Annotated in this window: 18 protein-coding genes and 1 pseudogene; 14 read left to right on the plus strand and 5 right to left on the minus strand. The window is 70.3% G+C overall.

Annotated features, from left to right (window positions below):
* Positions 1 to 9 precede the first annotated feature (9 nt).
* The 4 genes from trmB to QQK43_RS12030 all read right to left on the minus strand — a co-directional run bounded on the left by trmB (position 10) and on the right by QQK43_RS12030 (position 3,918).
* Entirely contained in the window at positions 10 to 741 is a 732-nt protein-coding gene (gene trmB / locus QQK43_RS12015; protein ID WP_284307954.1) for a tRNA (guanosine(46)-N7)-methyltransferase TrmB, read from the minus strand.
* On the minus strand, positions 738 to 1,583 hold the full coding sequence (gluQRS, locus tag QQK43_RS12020) for a tRNA glutamyl-Q(34) synthetase GluQRS (RefSeq protein WP_370465266.1): 846 nt from the start codon (positions 1,581 to 1,583) through the stop codon (positions 738 to 740). The genes trmB and gluQRS overlap by 4 nt, the downstream gene beginning before the upstream one ends.
* A 140-nt stretch (positions 1,584 to 1,723) precedes the next feature.
* Complete coding sequence (locus QQK43_RS12025; RefSeq protein WP_284307955.1) at positions 1,724 to 2,854, minus strand: NAD(P)/FAD-dependent oxidoreductase; 1,131 nt, start codon at positions 2,852 to 2,854, stop codon at positions 1,724 to 1,726.
* A gap of 104 nt (positions 2,855 to 2,958) precedes the next feature.
* A complete protein-coding gene (locus QQK43_RS12030; protein WP_234262741.1) occupies positions 2,959 to 3,918 on the minus strand; it encodes a LysR family transcriptional regulator in 960 nt (319 codons plus the stop codon).
* A 129-nt stretch (positions 3,919 to 4,047) separates the two neighbouring features.
* Between QQK43_RS12030 and QQK43_RS12035 the strand changes: the two genes are divergently transcribed.
* Genes QQK43_RS12035 through QQK43_RS12050 form a run of 4 tightly spaced genes read left to right on the plus strand, consistent with a single transcriptional unit; the run spans position 4,048 to position 6,534 of the window.
* Complete coding sequence (locus QQK43_RS12035; protein ID WP_284307958.1) at positions 4,048 to 4,749, plus strand: pirin family protein; 702 nt, start codon at positions 4,048 to 4,050, stop codon at positions 4,747 to 4,749.
* Between the two features lie 50 nt (positions 4,750 to 4,799).
* Positions 4,800 to 5,207 (plus strand): DoxX family protein, encoded by a 408-nt coding sequence (locus QQK43_RS12040; protein ID WP_234262743.1) that lies wholly within the window; start codon positions 4,800 to 4,802, stop codon positions 5,205 to 5,207.
* Between the two features lie 40 nt (positions 5,208 to 5,247).
* Positions 5,248 to 5,802, plus strand: a complete 555-nt coding sequence (locus QQK43_RS12045) for a flavodoxin family protein (RefSeq protein WP_234262744.1) — start codon at positions 5,248 to 5,250, stop codon at positions 5,800 to 5,802.
* A 36-nt stretch (positions 5,803 to 5,838) separates the two neighbouring features.
* Positions 5,839 to 6,534, plus strand: coding sequence for a DUF599 domain-containing protein (locus QQK43_RS12050; RefSeq protein WP_234262745.1), 696 nt, complete (start codon positions 5,839 to 5,841; stop codon positions 6,532 to 6,534).
* On the opposite strand, the gene QQK43_RS12055 is transcribed toward QQK43_RS12050, so the two are convergent.
* The gene (locus QQK43_RS12055) at positions 6,516 to 7,232 is read right to left on the minus strand and encodes a phosphatase PAP2 family protein (RefSeq protein WP_284307959.1); all 717 of its coding nucleotides are present in this window, start codon (positions 7,230 to 7,232) and stop codon (positions 6,516 to 6,518) included. The two genes, QQK43_RS12050 and QQK43_RS12055, sit on opposite strands and share 19 nt — an antisense overlap.
* Before the next feature lie 160 nt (positions 7,233 to 7,392).
* Between QQK43_RS12055 and QQK43_RS12060 the strand changes: the two genes are divergently transcribed.
* From QQK43_RS12060 to QQK43_RS12100, 10 genes and pseudogenes are all read left to right on the plus strand, one after another.
* The gene (locus tag QQK43_RS12060) at positions 7,393 to 7,638 is read left to right on the plus strand and encodes an acyl carrier protein (RefSeq protein WP_234262747.1); all 246 of its coding nucleotides are present in this window, start codon (positions 7,393 to 7,395) and stop codon (positions 7,636 to 7,638) included.
* A complete protein-coding gene (locus tag QQK43_RS12065) occupies positions 7,638 to 8,903 on the plus strand; it encodes a beta-ketoacyl-[acyl-carrier-protein] synthase family protein (protein ID WP_284307960.1) in 1,266 nt (421 codons plus the stop codon). Before QQK43_RS12060 ends, QQK43_RS12065 begins: the two co-directional genes overlap by 1 nt.
* Before the next feature lie 7 nt (positions 8,904 to 8,910).
* Positions 8,911 to 9,195, plus strand: a complete 285-nt coding sequence (locus QQK43_RS12070) for a phosphopantetheine-binding protein (protein WP_284307961.1) — start codon at positions 8,911 to 8,913, stop codon at positions 9,193 to 9,195.
* Positions 9,192 to 9,890: a COG4648 family protein gene (locus tag QQK43_RS12075; RefSeq protein ID WP_284307962.1), complete on the plus strand. Its 699-nt coding sequence runs from the start codon at positions 9,192 to 9,194 to the stop codon at positions 9,888 to 9,890. The genes QQK43_RS12070 and QQK43_RS12075 overlap by 4 nt, the downstream gene beginning before the upstream one ends.
* The gene (locus QQK43_RS12080; protein ID WP_348533529.1) at positions 9,887 to 11,266 is read left to right on the plus strand and encodes an AMP-binding protein; all 1,380 of its coding nucleotides are present in this window, start codon (positions 9,887 to 9,889) and stop codon (positions 11,264 to 11,266) included. Before QQK43_RS12075 ends, QQK43_RS12080 begins: the two co-directional genes overlap by 4 nt.
* The gene (locus QQK43_RS23420) at positions 11,253 to 11,549 is read left to right on the plus strand and encodes a 3-hydroxyacyl-ACP dehydratase FabZ family protein (RefSeq protein ID WP_348533530.1); all 297 of its coding nucleotides are present in this window, start codon (positions 11,253 to 11,255) and stop codon (positions 11,547 to 11,549) included. The genes QQK43_RS12080 and QQK43_RS23420 overlap by 14 nt, the downstream gene beginning before the upstream one ends.
* The gene (locus tag QQK43_RS12085; protein WP_284307963.1) at positions 11,546 to 12,451 is read left to right on the plus strand and encodes a lysophospholipid acyltransferase family protein; all 906 of its coding nucleotides are present in this window, start codon (positions 11,546 to 11,548) and stop codon (positions 12,449 to 12,451) included. Before QQK43_RS23420 ends, QQK43_RS12085 begins: the two co-directional genes overlap by 4 nt.
* Positions 12,448 to 13,020, plus strand: a complete 573-nt coding sequence (locus QQK43_RS12090; protein ID WP_284307964.1) for a LolA family protein — start codon at positions 12,448 to 12,450, stop codon at positions 13,018 to 13,020. The genes QQK43_RS12085 and QQK43_RS12090 overlap by 4 nt, the downstream gene beginning before the upstream one ends.
* A 4-nt stretch (positions 13,021 to 13,024) precedes the next feature.
* Positions 13,025 to 15,373 (plus strand): MMPL family transporter, encoded by a 2,349-nt coding sequence (locus tag QQK43_RS12095; RefSeq protein ID WP_284307966.1) that lies wholly within the window; start codon positions 13,025 to 13,027, stop codon positions 15,371 to 15,373.
* Positions 15,370 to 15,764, plus strand: a pseudogene (locus tag QQK43_RS12100) (hypothetical protein); the annotation flags it as partial. The gene QQK43_RS12095 and the pseudogene QQK43_RS12100, both read left to right, overlap by 4 nt.

Raw genomic sequence — 15,764 nt, forward strand, 5'->3', positions numbered from 1 at the left:
GGCGGGGTGTCAGCGGCGGATGAACACGAGGTCCCAGACCCCGTGGCCCAGCTTGAGGCCGCGGTTTTCGAACTTGGTCAGGGGCCGGTAATCCGGCTTGGGTGCGTAGCCGCCCAGGCCGGCGTCGGTGGCTGTGTTGGCCAGCAGCGGCTCGGCGTTGAGCACCTCAAGCATCTGCTCGGCGTAGGGTTGCCAGTCGGTGGCCAGGTGCAGATATCCGCCGGGCCGCAGGTGGCGCGCCAGCCGGTTCACGAACGCGGGCTGGATCAGGCGGCGCTTGTGGTGGCGGCTCTTGTGCCAGGGGTCGGGGAAAAAGATGTGCACGCCGTCCAGGCTGTTTTCGGCCAGTTGGTGCTCCAGCACCTCGACCGCGTCGTGCTGGAAGATGCGGATGTTCTCGATGCCCTGTTCGCCGCAGAGTTTGAGCAGGGCGCCCACGCCGGGCTCGTGCACCTCGCAGCACAGGAAGTTGTCGCCGGGCCGGGTCTGCGCAATCTGCGCGGTGGCGGCGCCCATGCCGAAGCCGATTTCCAGAATCAGCGGCGCGGTGCGCCCGAAGGCGGCCGCGGTGTCCAGCGGCTGCGCCGCGTCGTAGCGCAGCAGAAAGCGCGGGCCGAACTGATCGAACGCGCGCTGCTGCCCGGGACCGACGCGGCCGGTGCGCAGCACATAGCTTTTGATCTGGCGCAGGTAGGTGCCTTCTTCGGGCGGCTGGCGCGTGGCGTGGCGGGGATCGGTCATGGCAAGGTGGAAACGGGCGCGGGCGGGTATTTTAGGCGCCAGGCCTCCACCCACCGAGCCAGGGCCTCGGGCACTTGGCCGGTCTGCGTGGGCAGGCCGAGTGCCTGGGCCGCGGCATTCAGCGTGGCCAGCGGGTCGTTCAGGTCCAGCGCCCGGGCGCCGTTCTGCTTGCTGAGTTTTTCGCCGTTGGCGCCGCACACCAGCGGCGTGTGCAGGTACACCGGCGTGGGCAGGCCCAGGGCGCGCTGCAGCGCGATCTGGCGGGGTGTGTTGTCGGCCAGGTCTTCACCGCGCACCACGTGCGTGATGCCTTGGGCCGCGTCGTCCACCACCACCGCCAGCTGGTAGGCCCAGAGACCGTCGGCGCGCCGCAGCACGAAATCGCCCACATCGCTGGCCACGTCCTGTGTTTGTGTGCCGAGCCGGCGGTCGGTCCAGGCCAGCGGGGCAGGAGCCCCGACGTGAAAGCGCCAGGCGCGGGCCGACCGGCCACGCAGTCCGCCGTTTTCGGGCCGGCAGGTGCCGGGGTAGACGGCGGCGTGGTGCCGCTCGCGCTGCAGGCCCTGGGCGAGCAGCGCGGCTTCGATGTCTTTGCGCGAACAGGCGCAGGGGTAGGCGCGGCCGGTGGCCGCGAGTGTGTCGAGTGCCTGCTGGTAGCGCGTGCCGTGCTGTGATTGCCAGCACACGGACTCGTCGCTGACCAGGCCGCAGCGCGCGAGCTGGTCGAGGATCAGGCGGTCGGCGCCCGGCACGCAACGCGGCGTGTCGACGTCTTCGATGCGCACCAGCCAGGCGCCGCCGTGGGCGCGGGCGTCGAGCCAGCTGGCCAGTGCGGCCACCAGCGATCCGGCATGCAGCAGGCCGGTGGGCGAGGGCGCGAAACGGCCACGGTACCCAGGGGCCTCGCTCCGCCGCGGCGCGGATTGCGGCCCTCTCTGGGGGCTGTCACTGTCTTGGGGCAACCCGGCGGCGGTGACCGGTGTCACGACCGTTCGGCAATCACACGCAGTGCCAGTTCCAGTCCCGAAATGAAGGCGTCTTCGACGCGATGGCCCAGGCACCAGTCGCCGCACAGGCCGATGCCGAGCGCGGCATCGAACAGATGGCTTTCGCCCAGCGGGGTCTGGGTCTGGGCGAAGCGCCAGCGATGGGCCTGCGCATGGCTGGGGGTGGCGCGGATGCCGGTGATTTCGGCAAAGCCCTTGAGCAGCTTGGCCGCGACGCGCTCTTCGGGATCGTCCAGGTGCTTGCTCGACCAGGCGGGGCTGGCCTGCACGGTCCAGCGTTCCACCGGGTTGCGGCCGGGCTTGCTGTTCTCGCGCGTCAGCCAACTGATGCGGTGGTGCGTGCTGCGGGCGGCGTTCCAGTGCGGGCCCAGGGTGCCGAGGCCGGGTTGCATGGCGTTGGGGAAGGCCAGCATGAGCGCCCAGCAGGGCGCGACGGACACGGCCGTCAGACGCTGGCGCAGCGCCGGGGCCAGGCCCGAGGCCAGCAGCAGGTCGTGCGCCTGGGGATGGGGGATGGCCAGCACCACCTGGTCGAAGCCGCCCAGCACGTGCTGGCCGCCGTCGCTGTCTTCGGCGCGCAGCTGCCACTGGCGCGGTTCGAGCGCATCGGGTTCGATGCGGTGGACGTGGTGGCTCAGCCGGGTCTGGGCGGTCAGGCCGCCGAAGCGCTCGGGCATCAGCAGCGGTTCGCCCCAGTGGCTCACCAGGGCGTTCATGCCGGGTTTGGCCACGAAGTGCGGCTCGGTCGGGGGCGGTGCGCTGGCCAGCACGTGGCCGAGTTCGTCGAGCACGCGCACGGTGCTCACGCTCCAGGGCCGGACGAGGTCCTGCACGCCCAGCAGGATGCGGGCAAAGCGGCTGTCGCGCACGGTGAAGTACTGGGCGCCGTGATCAAAGCCGCCGAACTCGGTGTCGCGGGTCGCCATGCGGCCGCCGAACCCTGCGCTCTTTTCCAGCAGGGTCACCCGGTGACCGGCCTGGACCAGGGTGCGCGCGCACACGACGCCGGCCATGCCGGCTCCGATCACCGCCACATGGCGGGGTACGGCAGGGCGCGAAGACGGGGAGCGGGCTGTGGAGCGGCGGCGGGCGGCGGGACGGGGCATGGCGCGGTCTCGGTAAGGAGCGTGAAGCCGGCGAGGGCGATGGGGCCACTGTAGCAGCGCCGGACCGGGGCCCGGGGCCGGATTTGCCCGCGGACGTGCCGCGCTCAGTTCTGGTGATGGTGGTTCAGCAGCGCTTCGCGCGTGCCCGGGTGCTGCAGGCGCTCCAGCCACCAGCGCAGGGCACGCCCGGTTTCGGTGGCGCTGCGGGGCTGGCGCCAGGCGTAGGCCACCTTCAGGCCGCGGTTGGGCTGGTGCACGTCCTTGACCACCAGCCGCCCGGCGTTGATGAACGGCTGGGCCAGCGGCTGCGGCAGGAAGCCGGCGGCCAGCCCGCGCAACTGGGCCTCCAGCTTGTGCTGCATGGTGGGCACGGTGAGCACGTCCTGCCCCGGGGCGAGGTTGTGGGTCATGCCCTGGCCGCGCGTGGTGCTGTCGGCCACGGCCACCGCCCGGTGCTGGCGCCGCTCTTCTTCGGTCAGCCGGTGCGCGATCCGGGCCAGCGGATGGTGGGGCGCGACGGCGAAGACGAAATCGATGGTGCCCAGCGGGGCGGTGCGGATGTCGGCCGGATGGGCGCCTTCGCCCACCACGCCCAGGGCCAGATCGGCCTGGCCGCTGTGCAGCGCCTCCTGGGTGCCCGAGAGGGTTTCGGCGCGCAGCTTGAGCCGGGTCGGCGGGTTTTCGGCGTAGAACGCCTCGCACAGTTCGAACAGGGTGGCGCGGGCCACGATGGCGTCGGCCGCGATGGTCAGTTGCGGTTCCCACCCGGTGGCCACGCGCCGCACGCGCTGGGCCACGGCATCGAGTTCGCCCAGCAGGTACTGGCCGGCGCGCAGCAACTCGGCGCCGGCCGGGGTGAGCTGGGCGCGGCGCGCGCTGCGGTCGAACAGCAGCACGTCGAGCGCGTCCTCGATCTGGCGCACTCGGTAGGTGAGGGCACTGGGCACCATGCCCAGTTCGCGGGCCGCCGCGGCCATGCTGCCCAGGCGGGCCACCGCTTCGACGAGGCCGAGGTTTTCGGGCGAGAGGGCGCTGCGGGTGGAGGTGGGATGGGCTGGGGGCATGGCTTTTGAATTCGATTGAATTGAATGATGCCATCAAATTCATGCAAACCAAATGCACGGTTGGGTGCCCAGAATACTGCCCATGCCGTCACATTCTGTGCGGCCCCCAAGCATCGGAAAGGAGACCCCATGCTGCACATTCGCCGCTCTGACGCCCGAGGCTATGCCGATCACGGCTGGCTCAAGAGCTTTCATTCGTTTTCGTTCGCCGACTACTTCGACCCGGCCTGGATGGGCTGGGGCAACCTGCGCGTGATCAACGAAGACCGGATCGCGCCCGGGACAGGCTTCGGCACCCACGGCCACCGCGACATGGAAATCATCAGCTACGTGCTGGAGGGCAATCTGGCCCACAAGGACAGCATGGGCAACGTCAAGGGCATCCCGCCCGGCGACGTGCAGCGCATGAGCGCCGGTTCCGGCGTGCGCCACAGCGAGTTCAACCACGCGCCCGACCAGACCACGCATTTCCTGCAGATCTGGATCGAACCCAACGTGACCGGCATCCCGCCCGGCTACGAACAGAAGACCTTTGTGGCCGAGGACAAGCGGGGCCGCCTGCGCCTGGTGGCTTCGCCCGATGGCGCCGACGGTTCGGTGCAGATCCATGCCGACGCGTCGCTGTATGCCGGCCTGCTCGACGGCACGGAGTCCGCCGAACTGGCGCTGGCGCCGGGCCGCAAGGGCTATGTGCACCTGGTGCGCGGCGAACTGGCCGTCAACGGCCAGGCGCTCAAGGCCGGTGATGCCGCCGTGCTGGCGGACGAGTCGCAGATCGCCCTGACCCAGGGTCGCGACGCCGAGGTCCTGGTCTTTGACCTTGCCGCCTGAAGGTTTTTCCCTCACCCTGTAACGTCAATTTCCCCTGCAAGGAGTTTTTTATGAACGCTCTCCAATCTCCCCTGTCCCTGATCGGCCGCGTCCTGCTGGCCATCCTGTTCGTGCCGGCCGGCTTCGGCAAGATCGCGGGCTTCTCCGGCACCGTGGGTTACGCCACCGCCATGGGCATGCCCCTGCCCACCGTCGGGGTGGCGATCGCGCTGGTGATCGAGCTGGTCGGTGGCCTGGCGCTGCTGGTTGGTTTCGGCACCCGCGTGGCGGCCATCGCCCTGGCCGTGTTCACCCTGGTGGCCAGCTTCTTCTTCCATGCCTACTGGGCCGTGCCGGCCGAGCAGCAGATGGTCCAGCAGCTGATGTTCTTCAAGAACATCGCCATCACTGGCGGCCTGCTGGCCTTCGCCGCCTTCGGTGCCGGTGCCTTCAGCCTGGACGCCAAGCGCGCCCGGTGACCCGCCTTCCGTGATATCCCACCAACCCAGGAGTCCTCGCATGTCCCAGATCGTTGTTGTCTACCATTCCGGCTACGGCCATACCCAGCGCATGGCGCAGTCGGTCGCCGACGGTGCCGGTGCCGAACTCCTGGCCATCGACGCCGACGGCAACCTGCCCGAAGGCGGTTGGGAAGCCCTGGACGCGGCCGACGCCATCGTGTTCGGCTCGCCCACCTACATGGGCAGCGTGAGCTGGCAGTTCAAGAAGTTCGCCGACGCGTCCAGCAAGGCCTGGTTCTCGCAGAAGTGGAAGGACAAGGTGGCCGCCGGTTTCACCAACAGCGCGGGCATGAACGGCGACAAGCTGGCCACGCTGAACACCCTGTTCACGCTGGCCATGCAGCACGGCATGATCTGGGTCAGCCAGGGCCTGATGCCAAGCAACACCCAGGGTGCGCAGCGCAACGACGTGAACTACCTGGTTTCGTACAGCGGGGCCATCGCGCAGTCGCCGTCGGATGCGGGGGCCGCCGACATGCTGCCTGGCGACCTCGAAACCGCCCGCCTCTTCGGCGAGCGCGTGGCCGCCGTGACGAAGAAATTCAAGGGCTGAGGCAGGCCGGCTTCATGCCGCGCTAGCATCCGCGGCATGAAGATCTTCAGCATCCTTCCCTGGGCAGACTGGCTGGCGCTGGTCTGCTTTTTTGCGCTCTGGGTGGGCTACGCGGGTTTCGCCAAGGGGTGGGGCGTGCGGCAGTCGTCGCTGCTGGTCACCACCAACCGCTACCGCGGCTACTGGATGCTGCAGACCACGTTCCGCGATCCGCGCATGCTCGACGGCCTGATCACGCAGACGCTGTCGAACACGCCGGCGTTCTTCTCGTCGACCTCGATCCTGGTGATCGGGGGGCTGTTCGCTTTGCTGGGCACCACCGACAAGGCCACCGAGCTGATGAGCGAGATCCCGTTCGCGCAGGCCACCACGCTGATCGTGTTCGAGTTCAAGATCCTGGTGCTGGTGGCGATCTTCATCTACGCCTTTTTCCGCTTTTCGTGGTGCATGCGGCAGTACACCTTCGTGGCGCTGCTGATCGGTTCGATGCCGCCGCCGGAAGCTTTCGACAGCGGCGAGTTCGACCGCGAGCGGTTTGCCCACCGCGCCGCCAGGCTGGTGGCTTCGGCGGCCGACACCTTCAACGACGGGCTGCGGGCCTACTACTTCGCGTTCGCGCTGCTGGCCTGGTTCGTGTCGCCGGTGGCGATGGTGCTGGCCACGCTGGTGGTGGTGGCCATCCTCTACAGCCGGGAGTTCCGCTCCGACGTGCTTCAGGTGCTGCGCGACTGAGCCAAGCGCTGCTGCAGCCGCTGCGACAGCCGGAGATCGGCCGGCGTGAGGGACAGCCAGGCGAAGACCGCGCCGACCAGCGCCCCGGTGAGCGCGTCCAGGGCCACGTGCTGCAGCGTGGCCAGCGTCGACCAGGTGATGGCCACGCAGACCCCCGCGTTGACGACGTGCCACCCGCGGGGCACACCCATCTGTTGCAGCAGGCGGTAGAGCCACCAGGCCGAAAACACCGCCGTGGCCACGTGCAGCGACGGCCAGGCGTTGCCGGACGCATCGATGCCCTTGAGCGCCGACAGGCCGGGGTAGTTCGACCAGTCGATGCCGAAATCCGGCACGCGCGTGGGCCACAGCCAGAACACCAGCAGGCAACTGCCGCAGAGCAGGCCCACCCAGGCCCCGAAGCGCAGCAGTGCCCGCAGGTTGCCGATCAGGGCCGGGGGCAGCGACACGTACACCCACAGCAAGGCATAGACCGGGAAGGCGGCCGGGGTGAAGGGCACCAGCCGGTCCAGCCAGATCTCGGGCATCACCCAGGGCGCGCGCGACGGGTGCTGCAGCACATAAAAATAGGCCTGGAAGAACAGCACCATGAACAGGGTGGTGCCCACCGCTTTGAGCAGCCACAGATGGACCACACGCAGGCCCAGCTCGGTAGGCCAGGTGGCAGAGACGGCGCGGGGAACAGAGCGGTCGGGCATGGTTGTGAAGGCGGGCGGGCCAAGGTCGTGGCGCATCATATCGGCGCCGCTGACGCCCGGTGCGCCGACCCGTGCCAGATACAATGAAACCAGGAACGGGAGGCGGCCAAACAGGGTGTGACGCAGCGGTCCTGGCTCACGAACTGGATGCACATTCACCATGGATTCAACGGAAATCATTCGTAACTTTTTGCAGGACCGTCTCGGCGTCGAGGCCACCCGGGTGGTGGACGACGCGCTGCTGGCCGATCTGGGTGTGGACTCCCTGATGCTGGCCGAACTGATGTTCGAGGCCGAGGACCGTCTCGACATTTCCATCGATTCGCCCGATGTGCTGCCCAAGACCGTGGGCGAGATGCGCGGCGTCATCGACCGCGTGCTGGCGGCCAAGGCCGTGGGAACGTGATGCTGCCGCGCCGTGTCGCGGTGACTGGCCTGGGACTGGTCAGCCCGTATGGCGGGAATCTGGACCATTTCTTCAATCGCCTGCTGGCCGGAGAGTCGGCCATCCGCCACGTGGTCACCGACGACCAGCCCCAACCGATTTCGATGCCCTTCGTCAGCTGCCAGGACTTCAGTCCCGAGGCAGCGCTGGGCAAACCGCTGGCCTCGATGATGGAGCGGTTTGCGCACCTGGGGGTGTCGGCCGCCTTCGACGCCTGGGCCGACGCCGGCCTGGAGCGCCAGCCGCAGGACCCGGCCGAGCGCGACGCCTGGGGCTGCGAATGGGGCACCTCGCTGGGCGGGGTGCAGGCGTTTGAACGCGGTTACCGCGACATGTGGATCAAGGGGCGCACCCGGCTGTCGCCGCTGTCTGTCGTGCTGGGCATGAACAATGCGGTCAACGCCCACCTGTCCATCCAGCTGGGGCTCGGGGGCGTGAGTTCGAGCCATGTGGCGGCCTGCGCCTCGGCCAGCATCGCCATCGGCGAGGCCTTCCGCCGCATCCGGGCGGGTGATGCCGACGTCATGCTGACCGGTGGCTCCGACGCCACGCTGACCTACGGCGTGGCCAAGGCCTGGGAAGCCATGCGCATGATCGCGCCGGGCGAGGGCGAAGCGGCCGCACAGGCCTGCCGACCGTTTGCCTCCGATCGCGGCGGCCTGGTGTTGGGCGAGGGCGCTGCGGCGCTGGTGCTCGAATCCTGGGACCACGCGGACGCCCGCGGTGCGCGCATCCATGCCGAACTGGTGGGCTATGGCGGCAGTTGCGATCACAGCCACCTGGTCCGGCCCGATGCACTCGGGCAGGCGCGCGCGATGCGCCAGGCCCTGCGGCAAGGTGGCTTGCAGCCCGACGAGGTGGACTACGTGAACGCCCACGGCACCGCCACCCAGGAAGGCGACCCGGTCGAGATCGCGGCCTTGCGCGACGTGTTCGGTGCGCACGCCCCCCGGTTGCCGGTCAGCGCCACCAAATCCATGCACGGCCACCTGCTCGGGGCGGCGGGCGCCATCGAGGCACTGGTCACCGTGCTGGCCCTGGCGCGCCAGTCGCTGCCTCCCACGGCCCACCTGGCCGGCCGCATCGACCCGGCCTGCGAAGGCGTGGACCATGTGCTGACCGGTCGGCAGGGCACGCGCGTGCGGGCCGCCCTGTCCAATTCGTTTGCCTTCGGTGGCAGCAACGCCGTGCTGGCGTTCCGTGCCGCGCCGGCCTCCCTTCATTGAATCCGCCATGACGCAGAACACCCCTTTCCCTTCCGTCGACCTGCTGCTGCCTGAAGTGGCGGCCCTGGTGATCGAGGCGCTCAATCTCGACGTCCAGCCCGCCGAGGTCGATCCGGACGAGCCGCTCTACGGCGATGGTCTGGGGCTCGATTCGATCGACATGCTGGAAGTGGCGCTGGTGGTGTCCAAGCGCTACGGGTTCCAGCTCAAGTCCGACAACGAGCAGAACCAGCAGATCTTCGCCTCGCTGCGCTCGCTCACGGCGCACATTGCCGAACACCGCACGCAATGAGCGCTTCGGCCGGTTCGGCAAGGTGGCAGGCGCCGCTGATGGGCCTGCTGTTGCTGGGCTGGGTGCTGTCGGCCCACCTGGCCAGTCTGGGCATCGGGCCGGCCGATCTGCATGCGGTGGTCGCCGTGGCCCCTCTCGGGCTGGCGCTGTTGTTGCTGGCCTGGCAATGGCCCCTGCCGCGCTGGGCCCGCAGCGCGGCCGTGGTGGGTGTCGTGGTGCTGACTGGCGCCCTGCTGCTGCGGCACTGGCACTGGCTGCGGGGCAACCTGGCGTGGCTGTACTACCTGCAACACCTGGGCGCCCATCTGGCGCTCGCCCACTGGTTCGGGCGCTCACTGCTGCCCGGCCATGAGCCGGTGGTCACCGGCATGGCGCGCCTGATCTTCGGCCACGGCATCTCGCCGCGCAAGCAGCGCTACACGCGCGGCGTCACCTGGGCCTGGACCGTGTTCTTCGTGGTCAACGCGCTGGTGTCGACGCTGCTCTTCGCCTGGGCGCCGACCGAAGTCTGGTCGGTCCACGCCAACCTGCTGACCGGGCCGCTGGTGGGCCTCATGTTCCTGGTTGAAATGGGGGTCCGCCAGCGCGCGTTGCCGCCCGAAGACCGGCCTTCGCTGCAGGCGATCGTGCGCGCGTACCGCGAGCGCGGCCGCCTGGGCCAGCAACCCGCCCCCCACGACGCGCCCCGTTCATGAGTGCTTCCCCCGCTTCCTCCTGGCCCCTGGTGTCCGACCGTTCGCCCCAGGACATCCTGGCCTGGCGGCCGCAGGGCCCCGTCACCGTGGCGGACTATGTGCGGCATGTGTTCGCGCTGGCCGCCTGGCTGCCCGAAGGCCACCCCTGGGTGGTGAACCTGTGCGAAGACCGCTACCACTTCGCGGTGCTGCTGGGGGCCTGCGCAGTCAGCGGGCGGGTCAGCCTGCAACCTTCGTCGCAGTCGGCCGAAACCCTGCGCCAACTGGCGCAGAGCCATCCGGGCGCGCTGCTGGTCGGTGAAACGCCGACGACGGTGCCGGGCATGGCGGCGCTGGCCTGGCCGGCGCTGGACGGGCTGTCGCTGGCGGCCGAGCCCGCCATGCCACTCATCCCGGTGGAGCGCACGGTCGCCGTGCTGTTCACCTCGGGCTCCACCGGCCTGCCGCAGCCGCACGCCAAGACCTGGGGCAAGCTGGTGGCCAACGGGCGTGCCGAGGCGCAGGCCCTGGGGCTGGACCAGCGTCCGCACGCGCTGGTCGGCACGGTGCCGGCGCAGCACAGCTACGGGTTCGAATCGACCTTTCTGCTGGCCCTGCACGGCGGCTGCGGATTCTGGAGTGGCAAACCCTTTTTTCCGCAGGACCTGGTCGAGGCGCTGGCGGCCGTGCCGCGTCCGCGCATGGTGGTCACCACCCCCTTTCACCTGGCCAGCGTGATGGCGGCCGAGGTGGCGCTGCCGGCCGTCGACCTCTGGCTGTCGGCCACCGCGCCGCTGGCGCCGGAACTGGCGGCGCGCACCGAGGCGCTGACCGGCGCGCCGGTGCACGAAATCTACGGCTCCACCGAATCGTCGCAACTGGCCACGCGGCGCACCACCGACGGCCCGGTCTGGCGCCTGATGACCGGTGTGGCGCTGGCGCAGACCGCCGGTGACAGCCTGACCTGGGCGCATGGCGGCCACGTCGAAGGCCGCGTGCCGCTGGCCGACCTGATCCGCTGCGAGCTCGACGGCCGCTTCGAACTGCTCGGCCGCCATGCCGACATGGTCAACCTGGCCGGCAAGCGCACCTCGCTGGCGTACCTGAATCACCAACTGACGGCGATCGACGGTGTGCTGGACGGCGCTTTCTTCCTGCCCCACGACGATGAGGTCGACCGGGTGGGGCGCCTGAGTGCTTTCGTCGTGGCGCCGGGGCGCACGCGCGAAGCGATCATGGCCGCGCTGCGCGAGCGCCTGGACGCTGTCTTCCTGCCGCGCCCCCTGGTCTTGCTGGACAGCCTGCCCCGCAACAGCGCCGGCAAGCTGCCGCGCAGCGCGCTGGAACAGCTGTATGGGCAGCACGTGTCGGGAAAGGCGCCAGATGCCACACGCTGAATGGACCGTGCCGGCCGACCACCCGGCCCTGGCCGGGCACTTTCCGGGGCGGCCCATCGTGCCAGGGGTCGTGCTGCTGGACCGAGTGATCCTGCTGTTGCAGGGGGCCCAAGGCCGGCAGCCGGGCTGGCAGGTGGTGCGGGCCAAGTTCCTGCGGCCGGTCGTGCCCGGCGAGACGCTGGAATTGCGTTGCGAGCCGACCCCGACCGGCGCCTGGGCATTCCACATCCGTTGTGGCACCGACGCCGTGGCTTCGGGCGTGCTGCAAGCGCCCGGCGCATGAAGGCGGCGGCCGGACCCGACTGGACGCAGCAGCGCGAGCGCAGCCATGCCTGGGTGCTGCGGCTGATGGTCTGGCTGTCGCGGACCTTCGGCCGCCGCGTCGGTCGCGCGATCCTGCGCGGCATCGCCGCCTACTACCTGCTGTTCGCCGGTCGCGCCCGCCGCGCCAGCCGCGATTACCTGGTGCGCGCGCTGGGCCGGCCCGCCACCTGGGCCGAGCGCTACCGCCACATGTTCAGTTTTGCCAGCACCGTGCACGACCGCGTGTTCCTGCTGGGCGGGCGCGAGCGCGACTTTGCGGTGGAGGTGCACGGCGCGCCAGCCCTGCTGGCGGCCTGCGAGGCCGGACCCGGTGCCCTGCTGGTGGGGGCGCACCTCGGCAGCTTCGAGGTCATGCGCGCCATGGGCCGCGAACGCGCGGGCCTGCGCGTGGCCATGGCCATGTTCGAGGACAACGCCCGCAAGATCAACGCGACGCTGCAGGCCATCAACCCGGCGGCGGTGCAAGATATCATCCCGCTCGGCCAGCTGGACGCCATGATCACACTGCGCGACCGGCTGGATGAAGGCTGCCTGGTGGGCATCCTGGCGGACCGGTCGGTGGGGGACGAGCCAGGCGCGTTGCGCCCGTTCCTGGGCGAGGCGGCCCGCTTTCCCATCGGACCCTGGCGCCTGGCGGCGATGCTGCGGCGGCCGGTGTTCTTCATGACCGGGCTGTACCTGGGCGGCAACCGCTACCGGCTGCATTTCGAGCCGCTGGCCGACTTCAGCGACGTGCCGCGCGAACGCCGCCAGGCGGCGATCGACCAGGCCCTGGACCGCTACGTGGCCACGCTGGAGCGCTACACCCGGGCCGCTCCCGACAACTGGTTCAATTTCTACGATTTCTGGCGCCACCCATGACCTTCCGAATCCTGCTCGCCGTGTGTCTCGCCGGCCTCTCGCTGGCGGCGCATGCTGCGTTCGACATCGACGATCTCATGAAGAACCTGGCCCAGCAGAAGGGCGGCAAGGCGCGTTTCGTGGAAACCCGCACCGTGGCCCTGCTGGACAAGCCCGTGCAATCCAGCGGCGAGATGAGCTTCACGCCGCCCTCGCGGCTGGAGAAGCGCACGCTGTCGCCGCGGCCGGACACCGTGATCCTCGACGGCGACTACGTGAGCTTCGAACGCATGGACGGCCGCCGCATGACCCTCAACGTGGCCAGCCGCCCGGAAGCGCAGGCCTTCGTGGAAAGCGTGCGCAGCACGCTTGCGGGCGACCGCGCGGCGCTGGAGCGCCATTTCCGGCTTGCCCTCAGCGGCACGCCGGCCGAATGGTCGCTGCAACTGACGCCGCTGGCGCCGGCGGTCACGGCGCTGCTGCAGCGCATCACCGTGCAGGGCAAGGGCCAGCAGGTGCGGCGCATCGAGTACTTGCAGGCCGATGGCGACCGCTCCGAGCTGAGCATCGAGCCCATCACCGGACCGTGACGCCGTGAAAGCCGCCGTTTTCAAGCTCGTGCTCTGGGCCATGGCCATGCTGGCCGGCCTGGCCGTGCTCACGCAGACACGCTTCGTGGCCGACATGTCGTTTTTCCTGCCGTCGTCGCCGACGGCCGAGCAGCGCCTGCTGGTCGACCAGATGAAGGATGGTTCGGTCTCGCGCCTGCTCATGGTGGCGATCGAAGGCGGCAGCGACGATCAGCGCGCCCAGGCTTCCAGGGACCTGCGCCAGGCACTGACCGCCAGCGACCTTTACGCCAGCGTGCAGAACGGTGAGCTCGACGGCCTGTCGGCCGAGCGCGACTTTCTGCTGCGCTTCCGCTACCACCTCAGCCCCCGGGTCGCGCCCGGGCGTTTCGAGGTGGCCGGCTTGCGCGACGCGGTGGCCAACGCCATCGACCTGGTGTCGTCGCCCATGGGGCAGCTGTTCAAACCCTATGTGCTGCGCGACCCCACGGCCGAACTGGTCGAGGTGCTCACCGGCATGCAGGCCGGTGGCGAACCCCCGACCCGACACGGCGTCTGGTCGTCGCCCGACGGCGAGCGCGCCCTGTTGCTGGCGCAGACCCGCGCCGGCGGCGCCGACACCGACGGCCAGGCCCAGGCCATCGCGGCGGTGCAGGACGCCTTTGCCCGCCTGCAGGCGCGGCCGGCCCTGTCGGGCCTGCGGCTGGTGCTGTCGGGCCCCGGGATGTTCGCCGTGCAGGCGCGCGCGACGGTGCGCGACGCCATCGAACGCATTTCGCTGATCAGCGGCATCGGCATCGGGCTGCTGTTGCTGGTGATCTGCCGCTCGCTGCGCATGCTGGCGCTGGGCATGCTGCCGGTGGTCAGTGGTGCCATCGTCGCGGCCGCGGTGGTGGCGCTGGCCTACGGCAGCATCCACGGCATCACGCTCGGTTTCGGGGCTGCCCTCATCGGCGAAGGGGTGGACTACGCCATCTATTACTTCGTCCAGGCCGGACGGGTGGGCGTGCAGGGCTGGCGCGAGCGGTTCTGGCCCACCATCCGGCTCGGGGTGCTGACCTCGGCGGCCGGTTTCTCGGTGCTGATGCTGGCCGGCTTTCCCGGCCTGGCCCAGCTCGGGCTGTACGCGGTGACGGGGGTGGTGGTGGCCGCGGTGGTCACGCGCCATGTGCTGCCGGTGTTGGCGGGCGAACGCCTGCAGGTGCCGCCGCCCGGGCCGCTGGCGCGCACCACCCAGGGCTGGCTTTCGCAGGCGGCGGTGCTGCGCTGGCCGCTGGTGGTGGCCGCCCTGGTGGCGCTGGGCTATCTGGCGTTCCAGGGGCCGCGCCTGTGGAGCACCAACCTGTCGGCGCTGTCCACGGTCAGCGCCGAAGAGGCGCAGGTCGATGCCCGCCTGCGCGCCGACATCGGCGCCCCCGACGCCCGCTACCTGGTGCTGCTCTCGGGCGCCGACCGCGAAGCGGTCCTGCAGGCGGCCGAGCAGACCGGCCAGCGCCTGGATGCGCTGGTGGCGCAGGGCCTGATCGGCGGCTACGACAGCCCGGCCCGTTTCCTGCCGAGCGAACGCACCCAGGCCGCGCGCCTGGCGGCGCTGCCGCCGCGTGAAGTGCAGCCACAGGCCCTGGCGCAGGCCCTGCTCGACGCGCCGCTGTCGGCCACCCGCCTGGGCGGTTTTCTCGACGATGTGCAGGCGGCCCGGCAGGCCGGCCCGCTGACCCGCGCCGATCTGGACGGCACCGCCATGGCGATGGCCGTGGATGCGCTCATGAACCGCACCCTCGACGGGCGCTGGAACGCGGTGCTGCCGCTGCGTCCGCCCCACGGCGCGGCCGAGGCCGAGGTGCCGGTCGAGCGCCTGGCGCAGGCCCTCGCCGGGACCGGCGCGGTGCTGGTCGACCTCAAGGGCGAGTTCGAAGGCATCTATGCGAGCTACCTCGACCAGGCGATGGGCCTGTCGTTGGGCGGCGTGCTGGCGGTGATCGCGCTGCTGGCCTTCACGCTGCGTTCGCTGCGGCGCCTGGCGCGGGTGGTCACGCCGCTGCTGCTGGCGGTGGCCCTGGTGGCCGCCACGATGCACGCCACCGGCACCCCGCTGCACCTGATGCACCTGGTCGGGCTGTTGCTGATCGTGGCCATCGGGTCCAACTACGCGCTGTTCTTCGATCAGGTCCAGGAGGAAGGCGGGCTGACGCCCGACCTGTGGCTGTCCATGAGCGTGGCGGTGCTGACCACCGTGATCGGTTTCGGCGCGCTGGCGGTGTCCCACGTGCCCGTGCTGCGCGCCATGGGGGTCACCGTGGCGCCGGGGGTGCTGCTGACCCTGCTGCTTTCGGCGGCCTTCATGCCACCCCCGCGCGGCGGGCAGACGGCATGAAGGGCCTGAGCTTCGGGCCGGACGCCCCGCGCGCGCTGGTGCTGCTGCCCGGGGCGCAGATGTCGCCCGAACACGTGGAGCAGGCCGGCTTGCCGGCCACCCTGGCGCAAGCCCGCTCGCCGCTGACCCTGCATGTGCCCGACCTGCATCTCGACCCCACCACCGGGGATGCCGCGACCGAAGCGCTTGTGCACACGGTGCTGCGGCCGCTGCGGCGGCGGCATCACGAGCTGTGGCTCGGCGGCATTTCCCTGGGCGGGCTGCTGGCGCTGCGCGCAGCCCAGCGCGAGCCCGACGGGCTGGCGGGCCTGTGCCTGCTCGCGCCGTACACCGGCAGCCGCCTGACCCACAACGCCCTGGCCCAGGCCGGCGGGCTCGACGCCTGGCAGCC

Origin of the sequence: Hydrogenophaga electricum, from assembly GCF_030160815.1 — a bacterium.
GTDB classification, from domain to species: Bacteria; Pseudomonadota; Gammaproteobacteria; order Burkholderiales; family Burkholderiaceae_C; genus Hydrogenophaga; species Hydrogenophaga electricum.